This window comes from Paenibacillus sp. NRS-1760 (genome assembly GCF_050467785.1).
Taxonomy (GTDB): domain Bacteria; phylum Bacillota; class Bacilli; order Paenibacillales; family Paenibacillaceae; genus Pristimantibacillus.
Genome location: NZ_JBITPK010000013.1, coordinates 306725 through 323524 on the forward strand (window position 1 = coordinate 306725; position 16800 = coordinate 323524).

The window sequence follows — 16800 nt, forward strand, 5'->3', positions numbered from 1 at the left end:
ATGACTTGTCGAGCTTTTCCGCTCATTTGCGCCCATACAGGTAGCGGTGCTGCACCGGATAACACAAGGGCTTCCTTTCTGGAGAGCATAGCTATGCGTGCAGACGTGGCAGAAGTTGATCTTAGGGTGACAGAGGACGGTAAGGTGGTATTGCTGCATGACCATAGCCCGCTGCTTGCCGAGTTGACATTTGAGCAATTGAACCGGCCGGAAAACCGCGTAAAGCTCAGCCCAGTTTACGAAAGCCACACCATTACTACACTCGATGAAGTTCTAGGCTTGGCAAGGGAATACGGGATAAAGCTCAATTTGGATATCAAAACAGAAGCGGTAATTGAACCAGCGATTAAGAGCATAAGGAATTTTGAAATGGAGGAGTTTGTTTTTATTACGGGGTGCTCGGACGAAATTTCGAACCGCCACCGAGGAATTAAGGTTCTTTATAACACGCCGGATGTACTTACTGAACAAGAGGAACTCGACTATATCGGATGGGCGCGAATCGTTTGCGAATGGGCAAATGTAGGCGGATATTACGGCTTAAACCTGAATTACCGAACTTGCCGCAGCGAATTGGTGGAATACGCACATAGGCTGGGTTTGGCAGTGTGGGTCTATACCGTTGATGATAGGGAATCTCTTATCGAGATGATTCATTTAGGTGTCGACGAAATAACGACAAACGAGGTTAATCTGTTGAAACAATTAAAGATGGAAACAGGTTAATTCAAAAATGATAACGAAGGGAGAAGCCCTCATTGCAAACCAAAGTGGCTTTAGTTCCAACTGGAAATCGAAAAAAACAGCGTTTTGTTTATTTGTTGAAAAAAATATGGTTATACCGCTATTTGTACTTCATGCTTCTGCCTTGTCTAGCGTCCTTCATTATTTTTTCCTATATCCCAATGGGCGGATTGCTTCTGGCGTTTAAGGAATTCAAATTTAATCAAACCATACTTGAGAGTCCATGGGTCGGCTTCGAATATTTCGCAAAGTTTTTCAACGATGTTCAAAGTATGACGCTGATCAAAAACACACTCATCATCAGCTCAATGAAGCTGTTTCTCGGTTTGCCGTTCCCGATTTTACTTGCGCTAATGTTCAATGAAATTAAAAACCGTGCCTTTAAAAACATCGCCCAGAGTATTTCGTATTTACCGCATTTTATGTCATGGGTCATCGTTATTGGTTTAGTACAAAGAACATTGGCGCCGGATACTGGCTTGCTTAATGAAGCGATCACCTATTTTGGGGGGGACGGCAGCACATTCTTTATGAATGAAGCCAAATATTTTTATCAAATCATGTTCGGCAGCCACATATGGAAAACAATCGGTTGGGATTCCATTATCTATTTGGCAGCCATCGCTGGAATTAATCAAGACATGTATGAAGCGGCCAAAATTGACGGGGCAAGCAAATGGGCGGAAATATGGCATATAACCCTCCCGTCGATTCGTCCGACCATTCTCATCGTGTTTATTCTATCGCTTGGAAGCATTTTGTCAGCGGGATTCGACCAGCTATATTTGCTCAAGATGCCAGGAAACAGTGATCTGGTAGATATTCTGGATACGTATGTGATTCGCGTGGGCTTGCAGCAAGGCCAATACGGATATGCAACGGCAGTCGGTATGATGCAAGGTGTTATCGCTTTAGTTCTTGTAGTCACTGCCAATCGTTTCGCACGAAAAGTGTCCGGCACTTCGGTTTGGTAACTTGTTCGATAGAAGCATTTTTCCTTGAAGAAAGACGCTTAACCGCGTTTTTTCATATAAATTAAAAAGAGAAGGTAGGAATGGAGATATCATGTTTAAGAACAAAAATTGGGCAAGACTGTTGACGGTTCCGATTATAGCTTCCTTGTTAATTACAGGCTGTGCGGCCAAAGAAACAAATTCAACAAATTCAGGGAACAAGCAGGAAGGCATCAAAGATAACAAAGATAAACCTGCGACTTGGATTGCCGACCGCAAAATTAAAGGCTTAATCTTTATGGGGGCAGACGATTATACGGAAGAGATGAACCCGGAAGTATTAAAACAAATTAAAGAGAAAACGGGAATTGATTATCAAATTAATATAATGCCAGCCAATCGTTCGCTTGACGGCTTAATTGCTGGACTTGCTTCGGGTGACTTGCCAGACTTTATCGGATTTTATTTGAATCATAGCGGTCGACCAGAAATGCCGGTTGTACTAAAAGCTGCGCGCGAAGGCATGTTCACAGATCTGACTCCGTTTATGAAGGATACGAAAGTATACAGCAAGTATCTAGAAGATGGCTATCTGCCGCTTGATACGAAAAACGGTGTCATGTTCCGTCCAGAGTTTAACGGCTCAGCTTATTTCATGCACATGAATGTTTCGAGAGAAACAGGCTATGAAACGCGGAAAATGTTAGGCGGACCATTTATTCGCAAGGATATTGCCGAAGCGCTTAATATCGATCCAAAAACGATTACAACTTCCGAGAAGTTGTATGAGGCGGCACAAAAAATTAAAGCTGGAAATTTCAAAGACAACAATGGAAAAGACATTGCCAGCGTTATTGGTCCAAGATACTGGGGTGGAACAGAAGTTAAAGCGTTGTATAGTGACTTGACTGTAAATGTGAACCAAACCTTTGTACGGAATAAGGAAGGTAAAATTGTTCACGAGAGTCAAACGGATTACCCGCTCAAGCGTGTAGCGTTTGTTCAAAAGCTGCTGAAAGAAAAGCTGATGAATCCTGAGTTTTATACGATGGAAGAAAATCGTGCAACAGAAGGTATTTTGAACGGCTCCTTCGCGATTATTGCTGATATGCATAACTACCTTGATTTTAATAAGGATATGCATTACTTGCCGATTGGTCCATTAAATGAAGCGGACAAGCCTTACCAAATGAAGCTGAGCTATAAAACGGCTGGCGGCGCTTGGGCAATTCCTTCTTCAACTAAAAATCCTGAGGATATCGTCAAATTCGCTGACTTCTTGGCGAGCCGCGAAGGCAAGCTGCTCTGGCAATACGGAATTGAAGGAAGAGACTACACACTTGATGATAAGGGCAACCCGATTGTAAAAAATGAAGTATTGGAATTGAAAGATAAAGATTCGAAAGCCGCGAAAGCGCTTGGGTTTGCTGGCGTAGGCAACTATTGGGGCGAAATTCTTGGCAATACAGATGTTGATCGTATAGCGGATTTTGGTGAAACAGAATACGGGAATGCTGCGAAACCTAATATCAATGAGGGACCGCTCAAGATTGCTGAGTATTGGGAGTGGGATGAGAAAAGAGCGAATGCAATAATCTCAGATACGTATGCTCCAACGGCTTTCCTTGGCGAATTTGCGAAGGAAACGGAATTAAAAGCTGCACTTGATAATTATGACGAAAGCCTCAAACGTGCTTATTATGCTAAAAGCCAGGATCAAGTAACGAAAATATTGGAGTCAGCATCTGAACAATTAAAGGCTGCAGGCTTGGATGATTACTTAGCATTGCTTGAGAAAAAAGATAGCGATCCAAATACAAAAGTAGAACTATAACATTCATTAAAGCTGCTGGTGGTCTGTTTCATTCGTACATGAAATGTACTGCGATGAGACGGACCACTAACGCTAAGGACATGCTTCCGAGGCTGTTTTGCTTCGCAAATGTTGAAGGAGTGCAAATAACGTGGATAAACCATTTTATAAGATTTCTACAGGAGAAAAATTAATTCAGATTGCCATCTACGTATTGATCATTCTTTTATGTTTATCTATCATTCTTCCGTTTCTGAACATCTTTGCTTTGTCCTTTAATTCAGGCAAAGATGCGGAAAGAGGAGGCATCTATTTGTGGCCGAGATTATGGTCTATTGAAAACTATAAGGAAGTTTTCTCATCCTCCAATATTGTAAGTGCATTCGGCATTTCGTTGTTCCGAACGATTGTCGGGACATTAGCGAGCGTCTTTTTGACTGCTATGGCAGCTTACGCATTAAAGAGAAAAGCGATGCCAGGCGTTCGGTTTTTTACCATGCTTATTTTTTTCACCATGTTGTTTAGCGGTGGCATCATTCCATATTATTTGTTGTTGAAAGACTTGCATTTGACGAATACAATCTGGGTTTATATCATTCCGGGCTTGTATAGTGCATGGAATTTAATAATTATGCGGACTTTCTTCCAAGAGATCAGTCCGAGCCTCGAAGAATCTGCAAGAATTGATGGATATAATGATTTTTCAATTTTCATGAAGGTGATCATGCCGCTCAGCAGGCCGGTTGTTGCTGTCATCGCGTTATTTAACGCAGTGGGGCATTGGAATGATTGGTTTACAGGTGCCTTCTATGTTCGAGAGAGCAATCTGCGGCCTCTATCGACATTGCTGCAGGAAATGCTGACCCGGGCAGATGCGCTTCGAAATACGCTCGAGCAAGCGGCTGGTTCGACGCAATATGAAATGCTGGACAAAATTCAGGTGACAGGAAACTCGCTGAAAATGGCGACGATTATTATCGTCATCACACCGATTATTATGATTTATCCATTTATTCAGAAGTATTTTGCCAAAGGCGTTATGATCGGTTCGGTCAAAGAATAAGGCAGGAACGGAGGAACATATTGAATGACACAAGTAATCATTTCAAATCCTTATGATAAACAAGAGGGCATGTGGCTGAAAGGGAGCTTCCATAACCATACGACAAATAGTGCTTGCGGCTCTCAAACGCTTGAGACGGTTTACCGGATGTATGGGCAATACGATTTCCTCGGCATTTCCGACCACGATTTCATTACCGTTCATGAAGGAAAACGTTCAATTACGACCGTATTTGAAGCGATGGAGGTTAGCAGTCCGCAAAGGCATATGCTTCTCATTAACCCTCCGCGCTCGATGATGGACAGCTATTCCAACGAGTTTTCGGTAGAACGGTATCAGCAGTATTCTGACCTTTGCACGAAGCAAGGAGGAATGAGCGTACTCGTTCATCCGAATCGTTATTATTCGCAGTATTGGCCGATTGAAGATATGCTCGCGATGCCTTACTACACCGGAATCGAGATCGTAAATGGCGAAGGAAATCCAGCGTTCGACATTGCGTTTGACAAATGGGATGCGCTGCTCTCAGCTGGGCGGAAAGTATGGGGGTTTGGCGGAGATGATTTTCATGTGTATGGTCAAGAGAAACGAACTTGGAATATGGTGCTCGCAGAGCAAAACACCAATGAGAGTATTACTGCAGCGATGAAATCCGGAAGCTTCTATGTTTCCACAGGCTATGGGTTTGAATCTATCCATACAACGGATGGGACGATCGAGTTTAAGCTGCTTGCGAGTGAAGGATTGGACCGGATGTACAAATATGCAACTTTGTTCGGCAAAGACGGAAATGTACTATACGAGACTTCCGGTCGTTTCAATAGCGTTAGTTACAAGTGTCGTGGTGACGAAGGTTACGTAAGGGCGGCAGTTTATTTGGAAGGCGGTTTTGGCGCATTCTCTCAACCCTTGTTTGTTAAATAGGGTGTACTCTCATACATGATAACAGTAGTCTGACGATAACAGCAGGGTAGTACATGAACAGGAAGAATGTGAATTTGAATGAGTAAACAGGTTGATCCGCGCCAACAGAGCATCATCTCGATAACATGGCCTATCTTTATTGAAGCTTTATTTGGGATGCTGATTGGAACGGTCGATACGATGATGCTAAGCAGCTACTCTGATGGAGCAGTGGCAGCGGTTGGGATAGCTAACCAGATTTTAGTTGTAGTGGGCTTGATGTTTGGCTTTGTTACGGTGGGTACAAGTGTCATTCTCAATCAATGGCTCGGCGCAGGCAACTTGCATGGCGCCGATCGAATCGGGAGAACGGCGCTTACTTTGAATGTTATGCTTGGTTTAATAGCTAGCGTAGGATTGATTGTCTATGCCGACGTGTTTTTAGCGCTTTTTAAAGTGCCCCAGGATGTGATGGCAGAAGGAGTCAGCTATTTATCGATTGTCGGCAGCTCCGTCTTCATCACAGCAATCAGCATGACGTTAGGTACTATTTTACGATGCCGCGGTATTGTGAAAGAAATGATGTTCATCGCATTGGGGATAAATGTACTGCATATTACTTTAAATTATCTGGTGCTGATGGAGCCCTTCGGCTTACCTAATTTAGGTGTAGAAGGAGTAGCAGCATCTACATGGATAACCCGTGCCATAGGGATGATCGCTTATTTGATATTATGTATTCGAAGCTTGGAGTATAAGGTTGGCTTGATTAGTCCATTTAAGATTCAAAGAAAAAATATTGGCCTTATATTTAAACTAGGTATTCCTTCGGCAGGTGAGCATGTTTCTTATAATCTTTCACAGGTTGTAATCACATATCTAATCACGCTGATCGGTACGGCAGCGTTAACGACAAAAATTTATTCGCAGAGCATAACTTCTTTTGTTTTTGTTTTTTCAATGGCAATAGGTCAAGGAACGCAAATTATTGTTGGACATCTGATTGGAGCCCATCAGAAGGATGATGCTTATCGATCCAGTATTCAAAGTTTGAAGCTGGCGTTTGTCATTTCGCTTGCGCTTGGTATTTTCATCTATAGCTTCTCAGGTCTATTGCTCAGCCTCTTTACTAATGATGCAGAAATTATATTGTTAGGCAAGCAGCTCATGTTGTTATCGATTATGCTGGAGCCGGCTCGGGCTTGCAACATGGTGCTTATCAGTTGTCTAAATGCGGCTGGAGATGTGAAATTTCCAGTTGCTGCCGGGTTAGTATCCATGTGGGGGATTAGTGTACCGCTTGCATACGTGTTCGGGATTGTGTTCGACATGGGGTTGGTAGGAATATGGTTGGCCTTTTCAATCGATGAATGGATAAGAGCTTTACTGATGCTCTACAGATGGAGGAGACGTTCTTGGCAAAAGGTCGATATTTTGGCGAAACTTGCTTAACTAGAAAGAGTAACTGTATGAAAATACGGATACTCTTTTTTTGTGTTTAAACCGTTATATTTTGAAATTGTGATTGCAAATTCATCTATTTTAATGACAAAAAAATCAGCACCTTTGACAAAAATCATGTAGTGAACAGCTAAATAAATATTAATAATGAAGAAAAATGAAAGTATTCTAATAAACCAATTGCAGGATTATGGTAAAAACAATCGAATTTAACGATACTATAAGGTTTATTCACATGCCGAGTTCTGTATATCGGAAACGGGGGAACCACCCAGGGTGAATTGCTTAATGTATTTATTTAAGCATAGGGATCTTCAACCGAACCCATAAGCTAACCTCGTAGGCACCGAAGGGAGAAGTTGTTTTGAAGAAGGGTTTTATTTTATTGTTATCCTGCTTGCTGCTGCTTACTGGAGGAGGAAGCGTGCTTGCAGATAAGTCGGACAAGTCAGTGCTTACGAATTCCATAAGCGAGGTTGTTGGAACTCCTTATAAATGGGGAGGCACAACGAGCAAAGGGTTTGACTGCTCGGGTTTTATTCTACATATTTTTAATCAATTTGATGTTAAGCTGCCTAGAACATCTCAATCGCAATCAGACACAGGCACAGAGGTCAATAAAGATGAACTACGCGTGGGTGATCTAGTGTTCTTCAACACAAGCGGCAAAGGCGTTTCTCATGCGGGCATTTATATTGGGGATGGTAAATTTGCTCATTCTTCTACAAGCAAAGGGGTTACGATTACAAATCTTAACGATTCTTATTACGCAAAGCGTTATGTAACAGCAAGGCGTGTCGTAACGGAAGATACATTTGCTGCGATGATGGAGTCTAAATAAAGCGTAATGATTTTACAAACCACCTTACGAGGTGGTTTTTTTTATGTAACCATTTATTAAGTATTTGTTAAAGGGTTGTAAGTCAATAATTCGCAAGCTTACAATGTAAGTATCATGAGTAATGGAATGAGGCTATAGGATTGAAAAGAGGAACAATCGCATCTTTGGTAGAGGTACTGGCTGTATCTACTAAACTAGGACTTACCTCATTTGGAGGTCCGATAGCCCATCTGGGTTATTTTCACAATGAGTATATTCGTCGCCGTAAATGGATGGATGAAAGAAGTTATGCAGACCTCGTTGCTTTATGTCAGTTTCTACCCGGGCCAGCCAGCAGTCAAGTTGGGATCGGTATAGGGATAGTTAGGGCTGGGTTATTGGGCGGACTAGTGGCTTGGTTAGGGTTCACACTGCCATCGATCATTGCATTAGTGGCCTTTGCTTTTCTGCTGCAAGGATTTGATCTTGGAAACACAGGTTGGATTCATGGATTGAAAATTGTAGCGGTGGCCATCGTTGCTCATGCCATTCTAGGGATGGGGCAGAAACTAACACCGGATCGAAATAGAGCTACGATAGCAGTCATCGCTGCTGCGGTAACGTTATATTGGCAAGCGGCCTATAGTCAAGTGATCATTATTGCTGCAGCTGGACTGATCGGGGTATGGTTATATCGTATGAAAACAGTCGAGGGAACTCCTGATCTGAACATTCGAATTAGCCGTTCCCTTGCGATCTCCTGCCTCGTTATATTTCTCACGCTTCTAATTGTTTTGCCATTTCTAAGGCAATGGGGAAATATGGAATGGATTGCGATGTTCGATAGCTATTATCGTGCAGGCTCACTGGTGTTTGGAGGCGGACATGTTGTGCTGCCGCTACTTGAGAATGAAGTTGTCTTTACCGGATGGGTTAATGAATCGGATTTTTTAGCAGGTTATAGCGCTGCGCAGGCTGTTCCTGGACCACTTTTTACATTCGCTAGTTATCTTGGTACTCTCTCTGGTGGATTAACTGGAGCCATTGTTGCAACTACTGCAATTTTTTTACCGGCATTTCTTCTCGTTGCTGGAACATTGCCGTTTTGGAATATGTTGCGAAATAACTCAAAAATCCAAGGTGCATTAGTTGGCGTTAACGCCGCTGTAGTTGGCATATTGCTGGCTGCACTGTATGATCCGCTTTGGACTAGCGCGATAGTAGAGTCAGGTGATTTTATGCTGGCTGCCGTATTGTTTATTATGCTTGTTTTTTGGAAGCTTCCACCTTGGATGATTGTTGTGGCCGGTGCATTAGGCGGAATGGTCCTTGAACTTATTTAATAATTAATCAATTGATAAAAACCTCTAATCCGCGATAACGGATTAGAGATTTTTTTATATGAATTGAATCTGCCTACATGACGGATTTTGCAGCAATGCTCAATTGCTCTTTAATGAGGTCAGCGGTGAGTTGTCCGGATAAAGTGACCATCGGGACGCCGCCACCGGGGTGCGTTGATCCGCCAACGAAATATAGATTATCGAGCAGCTTGCTTTTGCTTGGGATTTTGAAGCCTCCGTTAAGCTTGCGGTCCGTTACGATGCCGTAGATGGAACCGCCATTAGAACCATAAAGCTGCTGAATATCATCTGGAGTGAACGTATATTCAAACTCAATGTGCTGTCTCAGCTCCGTTAATCCCATACGTTCGAGCTTATTCAGAACTAGGTCTCTGTAAGCCGCCATCTGTGACTCGAAGCTTTCTCCAGGTTTGAGCGGCGGCACATGAGTAAGCACAAATAGATTTTCTTTGCCCTGCGGCGCCTGTCCAGGATCGGTTTTGCTTGAAACCCCGATGTACACTGTTGGATCATCTGTAGGTTTGCCTTCGACAAATATATCGTTGAACTCTTTATCTGGATCTTCAGAGAAGAAGAAATTATGGTGCAGAAGCTGTTCATACACTTTATCCACGCCAAGAAGCAGCACAAGTCCTGACACAGTAGGCTCGTATTTAGCTAAATCCTTTACGCGGTCGGCCGATTTCGGATGATGCTGCAGCAGTGTCTGATGCGCTGGAATTGCCTCAAGATTAGACACAATCAGATCAGCTTCTATTACGCTGCCATCTTCTAAAGTTACCCCTGTTGCGGTTTGGCCGACTGTATTCATTTGAGCAACTGGAGCTGAAGTGCGAACCTCCACACCGAGCTCATCAAGCAGCTTAAGCATACCCTCTGCAATTCGGTACATACCGCCTTCTACATAATAGATGCCAAGCCCCATTTGTACATAGATTAATTGTGACAGCACAGCGGGAGCGGCATAAGGCGAGGAACCGATATACATGATGAAAAAATCGAACAATTGACGCAAATGCTTGTCCTTCAGAAAGCGGTTTGTCGTCTGATGCATCGTCTTCATCGGGTCCATCGCTAACAGTTCCTTCATACTGTGGTGACGCCGCAGGTCGCTCAGGCCACTAAGGCTCTTGTTATAAAAGCTTTTTGTGTTGAGCTGATACATTTGCTGACAATAATCCAAATAAGAGAGGAATTGCTGTGCATCAACCGGTGAGATTTGTTCGAATTGCTTGATTAGGTCAGGGAAGTCACCTGTTATATCAAGTGTTACCCCATCTTCGAAAAAAGTTCTCCACTGAGGTTCCACACGAACCAGCTTCATATAATCCTCTAGATTGCGGCCAGCACTTTCAAACAGCTGCTCCAGCACCCAAGGCATCGTCAGAATAGAAGGACCTGTATCGAAAGTGTAGCCTTGCCCTGATCTTACGTTTAATTTGCCGCCAACGCGTTCATTTTTTTCTAATATGGTCACTTGATGCCCATCTACAGAGAGGCGAATAGCAGCTGATAGTCCGCCGAGACCGCCTCCGACGACAATAATCTTTTTGCTCATAGGAGCACTTCCTCTCATCATTGGTCATTTAGCCGAAACGATGCAGATGACAAACTATATACACAATCGTATAATCGTTGTAGAACTAACGTAAAAGGTTAATGCGATAAGCAGAATGCGTGATATGCATTTAACCAACACTTTTCCATTTTAAGTATTAACAAATTTTACCTATAACATGCAGTTTTTGCAGGATCAAATCTTCGGATAGCTCCTGCTATTTCGTCGTTAAACGACGAGAATGAGGCTATAAAAAGAGCGAATAATGGCTGCATAGTTTGAATGCCATCATTTTCACCAAAGATAGGGCTGTGGTTGTAAGTTTGTATAACCATTATTAACTGCCAAATGGAATGACCTAATCAGCCTGGTGAAAGGTGGTACACAACTTTGGGGAAAATGAGCTGTTTGTATAAGAAAACATGGATTAACGAGTCATATAAGGAGTTTTGGTACCTTTCATACAGAGGATTAGATCTATGATTGGGAATGTTGTGCTGTTGCTTGGCGGACTTATTTGTGGTGCTTGGCTGCTGAACAAAATCCGACCATTAGAAGAGGATTCGGTTCCTTTCACAAAGAACGATAGAAAGAGTCTCCCAAGCATTTCAGTTATCATTCCAGCTAGAAATGAAGAGAGAAACCTGACACAGTTATTGCCATCAATAAAGGAGCAGCAACTCGCTCCATTTGAAGTGATTGTAGTAGATGACGGATCAACTGATCGTACAGCAGCCATCGCTGAATCATTTGGTGCAATCGTTGTAAACCCGGGCGAGCTGCCGGATGGTTGGCTTGGTAAAAGCTGGGCGTGCTGGAATGGCGCGCAGGCAGCAAGCGGTCATTTACTTATTTTCCTTGATGCAGATACTTGTTTAGAGGATGCTGGGTTGGCGGTGCTGGCTGAGGCCCATTCAAAGCAGAACGGGCTGCTTTCGATCCAGCCTTACCACAAGATGAAGCGGCCCTATGAATGGTTGTCAGCTTTCTTCAACATCATCGTCTTAGCAGCGGTTGGAGCACCTCAAACTGCTGCGGCAACAAAGAAGAAGGCTGTAGGCGCTTTCGGTCCTTGTATAGTCTGTACCCGAGAATCATATTTTCAAACAGGTGGGCACGAGGCTGTTCGTGAGCGTATTCTCGAAAATTACAGCTTAGGCCTTCTATTTGCTGAGCAGCAAACGGTTCGAAATTGTAGCGGAAAAAGCGTTATTGCTTTCCGAATGTACCCGGAAGGCATTCGGCAATTGTGTGCAGGCTGGAGTAAAAGCTTCGCATCAGGTGCATCTTCTACGACACCGCTGCGTTTACTAGCTATAATCTGGTGGCTAACTGGTTCGATTACGGTTGTTACACAATGGTTGAATCCTCAAATTTGGCGATCAAGCGACCATATAACGATAGGAATAATCAGCTACCTCGCTTATGTTTTGTTAATAAATATACAGTTAAGCCGAGCTGGAAATTTTGGTTTCCAGACCGCTTTCCTGTTTCCTATACCGCTTCTCTTTTTTATGGGAATCTTCGCTAGTTCAACGCTGCAAACCTTTTTTCGCCGCAAGGTCACATGGAAAGGTCGCTCGATTTCAACTATGAAGGGAAGCGGGCGAAAGTGAGAATTTTTGAATTTTCACCGTTTTGGACATTGGTTGTAAATATTTTTGCATGGCTCCTTGTGCATATGGGTGTGTCCTATTTGTTTTTGAAAATGCCTGATGCTTGGTTCAGTCGCACTGCTGATCGCATGAAGCCTCAGACAAAGAGGCGCAGAGAAGAATTGGTTTATGAACGATTGATATTCATTCGTGTTTGGAAAGACAAACTGCCAGACGGAGGAAGCTTGTTTCAAGGAGGCTTTGCCAAGAAAAAATTAGCTGTCCTTGAGAAAGCTTACTTGCAGACCTTTATACTTGAAACGCGGCGCGGAGAGTGGACTCACATCATATCGATGCTGCCTGCGCCACTATTTTTCCTATGGAACGAAAGCATATATGGCTGGATCATGATCGTTTATGCCATTGTCGCCAATGTCCCATTTATCATTGTACAGCGCTATAATCGTTTTCGGCTGCAGCGCATTTTTTGGAAACTGAAGGAAAAGAGTGAAATGTAATGATGTACACAATCAGACAAGCTTCAACACTGCTAGGTATTCCTGCAGTTACGATTCGTGCTTGGGAAACAAGATATGAAGCGATTAAGCCCATTCGGACAGAAACAGGCTATCGCCTCTTTGATGATAAAAATATGGAGGATTTACGCTTCCTCAAAAACCAGACGGATGAGAAAGGTGTAACGATTTCGCAAGCTGTTAGACTGCTAAAGGAACAGCAGCTTTTGCGCGAGTGTATGTTGGAAGCGAAAACAGAGACCCATGCTATAGTTGGGGCTGAAGAGGCTCATCAAGAGATGGTGGAGCGCTTATATAACACGCTTTGCAACTTTCGTACGGAACAAGCAAAAACGATGGTTGATTTAGGGTTTTCCATGTATGGCTATGACATTATGATCTATCAAATCTTATTTTTAGTAATGATTAAAGTCGGCACGGAGTGGGAAGAAGGCAGAGCTTCTGTCGCGCAGGAGCATTTTATTACACAGTTCGTGATTCAGCGTTGTCTTAGTTTCTTTCAACTTTTTCCGATTGATAATCGATTGCCCCGCATGCTTGCTTTATGTCCATCTGGTGAACATCACCAAGCAGGACTACTTTTATTTTCTTTATTTTTGCGTAAAAAAGGGGCTGACGTGCTGTATCTTGGACCAGATACTCCGGAGGATGGCATTACAGAGTTGATTAAGTCGCAGCAAATTCGAGTCCTATGTATATCGTTAACTGACGCAAACTTGATGGAACCCACTTTTGCTTTTATAAACCGTTTATTGGCTCATCATGCTGATCTGGAGATAGTTTTAGGCGGACAAGGTTTCCAAGGCGTACCAGAACCTTATTCAGATTGGGTGCTGCCGAATGGCAATCAAGAAGAATGGGAAAGATGGTTTAAAGATAAGGTTTTAGGGTTAAGTTTCCAATTCTAATAAATAAATTAACTTTACAGACTATTATCGAGTATGTATTATGTTTGTATAATGTTTGTATAGTTAATTCGTTTTATTGGAAAGGAGAATTTGTATGGACAAGGGAATCGTGGCCGTTATTGGAGCAGGCCCTGGCGGTTTAGCAGCTGCCATGGAGCTGGCTGGCCGAGGTTACCGAGTTACCGTCTATGAGAAGCAGCCCTATATAGGTGGGAGGACCTCCAGGCTTCAGCTGGGGGAGTATTTTTTTGATCGAGGACCTACGTTTTTCATGATGCCGCACCTGCTTGAAGAAATGTTTCAATCTGTAAATCGCTCCTTGTACGACTATGTTGAGCTCATTGCGCTTGATCCGCTATATAGGCTGCAATTCGGCGATGTTGCATTCTCACCGACACGGGACGAGAAGCAGATGGTTGAGAGGATCGAGGCGCTATTTCCCGGCAACGGTAAAGGTTATCTTCAGTTTATGAAAGAGGAGGGGGAGAAATATAACAAGGTTTCCCCGCTGCTGCAGCGGCCTTTCAGCAAGCTAAGCGACTATATTTCTCGGGATGTGTTTCAAGCGCTGCCGCGGCTGAATGCGGTAGGAAGTGTGTATGACAGACTTTCACGTTATTTTACAGATGAAAGGCTGAAATATGCTTTTACTTTCCAAGCAAAATATTTAGGCATGTCGCCATGGGAATGCCCGGGTACATTTACAATTCTCGCATATTTGGAACATAAATTTGGCCTTTTTCATCCCGTTGGAGGCGTTAACCGCGTCTGCGAGGCAATGGCTGAAGTGATTCGCGAGTACGATGGCGAGATTGTTACCTCCTGCGGTGTGCAAAGAGTGCTGAGCCGCAGCGGAAAAGCAGTGGGTCTGCTTTTGGAAAATGGTGAAAAAATAGAAGCGGATCATATCATCATCAATGCTGATTTTGCAACCGCTATGAACCACTTGTTTGAACCGGGTGAGCTTAAGAAATACAGTCCGGCAAAGCTTGCCAAGAAGAAATATTCTTGCTCTACTTATATGCTCTACCTCGGAGTAAATCGTGAAATACATATGCCGCACCATAACATTTTATTTGCCAACAACTATCGCCAAAACGTACATGAAATCATGACAAAAAAGATGCTGTCTTCAGACGCATCTATTTATATACATAATCCAGGGCTTAACGATCCAACGCTGGCGCCTATTGGGAAAACCGCTTTATACGCGCTTATGCCGGTACCGAATCTGACTGCGAATATCAGTTGGGAGGAACAGCGGAAACTCGTTAGAGAAAAGATGATCGAGCGTATGGAGCAGGAGCCAGAGCTTGCAGGCTTCTCGGCTGACATCGAGGAGGAAGCCATCATTACACCATTAGATTGGCGCAATGATCATCATGTCTATGAAGGAGCAACGTTTAATCTTGCACATTCACTGGATCAAATGATGAAGCTTCGTCCACATAACCGCTTCGAAGAGCTCGCTAATTGTTGGCTTGTAGGGGGAGGAACTCACCCTGGCAGCGGCTTGCCGACGATCTTCGAATCAGCGCGCATTAGTACCCGTCTACTTATGGCGCAGGATGATAGTGAACGTATAAGGGTTGGCGGAGCTACAGCAGCCATCCACTCACAGAAGGAGGCCTTTAGGTGGGAGTAGCTTTTGTCGGTGGTGGAATAGGCAGTTTAACAGCAGCTCTGCTGCTTAGCAAGCAAGGCAAGCAGGTTACTATTTATGAAAGAGGCCCCCGGCTTGGCGGTAGATTAGCTTTTCAGGAAGGCGGAGGCTATCGGATCGATCAAGGCCCTACAATTGTGCTGTTGCCTGAAATGCTGCTTAGTATTTTGGAGGAAGCTGGAATCGAGCGATCACGCATACCTCTGCTCGAATGCGATCCGCTTTACCGTATTCATTATGCAGACGGCACCGTATTTCACAAATGGCGGAATCAGCAGCGCCAGATCGAAGAGCTTGAGCGAATGTTTCCAGAGGAAGTCGATGGCTTTCGGCGTTATATGGCGGACATGGAAGTGGCTTTTAAACAAGGAAAGGAAGCTTTTCTGGAACGTCCATTTTTGCGAAAACGAGAGTTCTATACTTTTCGAAACCTAACGTTATTAACGAAGCTTAAAGCCTACAAAAGCGTGCGTTCCTTTGCAGGACGATATTTCCGAAGTGAGAAGCTGCTTGATGCGTTCTCTCTACAAACCTTATACATAGGTGGCGCTCCTTTTCAATCTCCGGGATTGTATACGTTATTGCCCTTCGCTGAACATGCTTATGGTATTTGGTATGTAAAAGGAGGTTATGCCGGAATCGTATCCATTTTGGAAGAGGAGCTGCGGAGTAGAGGGGTTCAAATCAAGACAGAAACTCAGATTGAGCAATTGGTACTTGAGAATGGACGCTGCATTGGCGTGATAGACGAAGGCGGCAGGGAAATGCTGCATGATACGATTGTATATAACGGTGATTTTCCTCATCTAGCCTCATTGATGCCAAAGAACACTGTTCCAATGAAAGCCTATAAGCCGTCTTCAGGAACAATCTTGATCTATTTAGGCTTAAACAAACAGTGGGAGCAAGCTTCTGTTCACCAGTTTTTTTTGCCTGACAATTTACAGAGCGGATTAAAACAAATTTTTCAAAACAATCAGCTTCCGCAAGATCCATCCTTTTACATATTTTATCCATCAGCTATGGATATGGAAGCAGCACCTCCGGGTGAGAGCGTCATGTATATGCTAATTCCCGCTCCGCCGCACGGTTCTGTAGCGTGGGAGGATGAAGTGCCTGCGTTAGTCGAGCGTGTAATTGATGAGGCTGAGAAGAGGGGCTTTCCCGGCTTGAGAGCTGCGATTCAATGGAAGGAAGTAAGGACGCCGCAGGACGCGGAGTCGGATGGTCTCTATCATGGGGGCAGCTTCGGCATCGCGCCAACATTTGGACAGTCGGCAGTGTTCCGTCCACAAATCGTGCCATATCCGATAAAAGGTTTGTATGCTGTAGGGGCATCAGTGCATCCTGGCGGTGGAATCCCGATTGTTATGCAAGGTGCCAGATTGCTAGCCAACTATTTGTTAAAGGAGTGACCTC

The 16800-nt window shown here is 43.7% G+C and carries 14 protein-coding genes and 1 riboswitch; of the genes, 13 read left to right on the forward strand and 1 reads right to left on the reverse strand.

Features of this window, described 5'->3' with window-relative positions; all coding sequences use genetic code 11:
- The 8 genes from ACIFSR_RS16910 (at position 1) to ACIFSR_RS16945 (ending at position 9100) form a co-directional block, all read left to right on the forward strand.
- Entirely contained in the window at positions 1-726 is a 726-nt protein-coding gene (locus ACIFSR_RS16910; protein WP_339202925.1) for a glycerophosphodiester phosphodiesterase, read from the forward strand.
- Positions 727-857: 131 nt separating this feature from the next.
- A complete protein-coding gene (locus tag ACIFSR_RS16915) occupies positions 858-1718 on the forward strand; it encodes an ABC transporter permease (RefSeq protein WP_430059321.1) in 861 nt (286 codons plus the stop codon).
- Between the two features lie 91 nt (positions 1719-1809).
- Positions 1810-3531 (forward strand): extracellular solute-binding protein, encoded by a 1722-nt coding sequence (locus tag ACIFSR_RS16920; protein WP_430058587.1) that lies wholly within the window; start codon positions 1810-1812, stop codon positions 3529-3531.
- 130 nt (positions 3532-3661) lie between these two features.
- Complete coding sequence (locus ACIFSR_RS16925) at positions 3662-4573, forward strand: carbohydrate ABC transporter permease (RefSeq protein WP_430058590.1); 912 nt, start codon at positions 3662-3664, stop codon at positions 4571-4573.
- 24 nt (positions 4574-4597) lie between these two features.
- On the forward strand, positions 4598-5497 hold the full coding sequence (locus tag ACIFSR_RS16930; protein WP_430058593.1) for a phosphoesterase: 900 nt from the start codon (positions 4598-4600) through the stop codon (positions 5495-5497).
- A gap of 78 nt (positions 5498-5575) precedes the next feature.
- A complete protein-coding gene (locus ACIFSR_RS16935; protein ID WP_430058596.1) occupies positions 5576-6928 on the forward strand; it encodes an MATE family efflux transporter in 1353 nt (450 codons plus the stop codon).
- Between the two features lie 235 nt (positions 6929-7163).
- Positions 7164-7298, forward strand: a riboswitch (cyclic di-AMP (ydaO/yuaA leader).
- A gap of 3 nt (positions 7299-7301) precedes the next feature.
- A complete protein-coding gene (locus ACIFSR_RS16940; protein WP_339202917.1) occupies positions 7302-7778 on the forward strand; it encodes a C40 family peptidase in 477 nt (158 codons plus the stop codon).
- Between the two features lie 134 nt (positions 7779-7912).
- Positions 7913-9100, forward strand: a complete 1188-nt coding sequence (locus ACIFSR_RS16945; protein ID WP_430059323.1) for a chromate transporter — start codon at positions 7913-7915, stop codon at positions 9098-9100.
- 73 nt (positions 9101-9173) lie between these two features.
- Here the strand turns inward: ACIFSR_RS16945 and ACIFSR_RS16950 are convergent, their stop codons facing one another.
- Entirely contained in the window at positions 9174-10679 is a 1506-nt protein-coding gene (locus tag ACIFSR_RS16950) for a phytoene desaturase family protein (RefSeq protein ID WP_430058598.1), read from the reverse strand.
- A gap of 479 nt (positions 10680-11158) precedes the next feature.
- On the opposite strand from ACIFSR_RS16950, the gene ACIFSR_RS16955 reads away from it, so the two are divergent.
- From ACIFSR_RS16955 to ACIFSR_RS16975, 5 genes are all read left to right on the forward strand, one after another.
- Complete coding sequence (locus ACIFSR_RS16955; protein ID WP_430058601.1) at positions 11159-12295, forward strand: glycosyltransferase; 1137 nt, start codon at positions 11159-11161, stop codon at positions 12293-12295.
- Positions 12292-12792: a glycosyl-4,4'-diaponeurosporenoate acyltransferase gene (locus tag ACIFSR_RS16960; RefSeq protein ID WP_339202912.1), complete on the forward strand. Its 501-nt coding sequence runs from the start codon at positions 12292-12294 to the stop codon at positions 12790-12792. The genes ACIFSR_RS16955 and ACIFSR_RS16960 overlap by 4 nt, the downstream gene beginning before the upstream one ends.
- On the forward strand, positions 12792-13718 hold the full coding sequence (locus tag ACIFSR_RS16965) for a MerR family transcriptional regulator (RefSeq protein WP_430058604.1): 927 nt from the start codon (positions 12792-12794) through the stop codon (positions 13716-13718). Before ACIFSR_RS16960 ends, ACIFSR_RS16965 begins: the two co-directional genes overlap by 1 nt.
- Before the next feature lie 94 nt (positions 13719-13812).
- Complete coding sequence (locus tag ACIFSR_RS16970) at positions 13813-15363, forward strand: phytoene desaturase family protein (protein WP_430058607.1); 1551 nt, start codon at positions 13813-13815, stop codon at positions 15361-15363.
- Complete coding sequence (locus tag ACIFSR_RS16975) at positions 15354-16796, forward strand: phytoene desaturase family protein (protein WP_430058609.1); 1443 nt, start codon at positions 15354-15356, stop codon at positions 16794-16796. Before ACIFSR_RS16970 ends, ACIFSR_RS16975 begins: the two co-directional genes overlap by 10 nt.
- Positions 16797-16800: the final 4 nt, after the last annotated feature.

Coding starts and splice junctions, on each gene's coding strand:
- ACIFSR_RS16915 (WP_430059321.1), top strand. CDS start 858: ATGCTTCTGCCTTGTCTAGCGTCCTTCATTATTTTTTCCTATATCCCA.
- ACIFSR_RS16930 (WP_430058593.1), top strand. CDS start 4,598: ATGACACAAGTAATCATTTCAAATCCTTATGATAAACAAGAGGGCATG.
- ACIFSR_RS16950 (WP_430058598.1), bottom strand. CDS start 10,679: ATGAGCAAAAAGATTATTGTCGTCGGAGGCGGTCTCGGCGGACTATCA.
- ACIFSR_RS16935 (WP_430058596.1), top strand. CDS start 5,576: ATGAGTAAACAGGTTGATCCGCGCCAACAGAGCATCATCTCGATAACA.
- ACIFSR_RS16910 (WP_339202925.1), top strand. CDS start 1: ATGACTTGTCGAGCTTTTCCGCTCATTTGCGCCCATACAGGTAGCGGT.
- ACIFSR_RS16970 (WP_430058607.1), top strand. CDS start 13,813: ATGGACAAGGGAATCGTGGCCGTTATTGGAGCAGGCCCTGGCGGTTTA.
- ACIFSR_RS16920 (WP_430058587.1), top strand. CDS start 1,810: ATGTTTAAGAACAAAAATTGGGCAAGACTGTTGACGGTTCCGATTATA.
- ACIFSR_RS16955 (WP_430058601.1), top strand. CDS start 11,159: ATGATTGGGAATGTTGTGCTGTTGCTTGGCGGACTTATTTGTGGTGCT.
- ACIFSR_RS16965 (WP_430058604.1), top strand. CDS start 12,792: ATGATGTACACAATCAGACAAGCTTCAACACTGCTAGGTATTCCTGCA.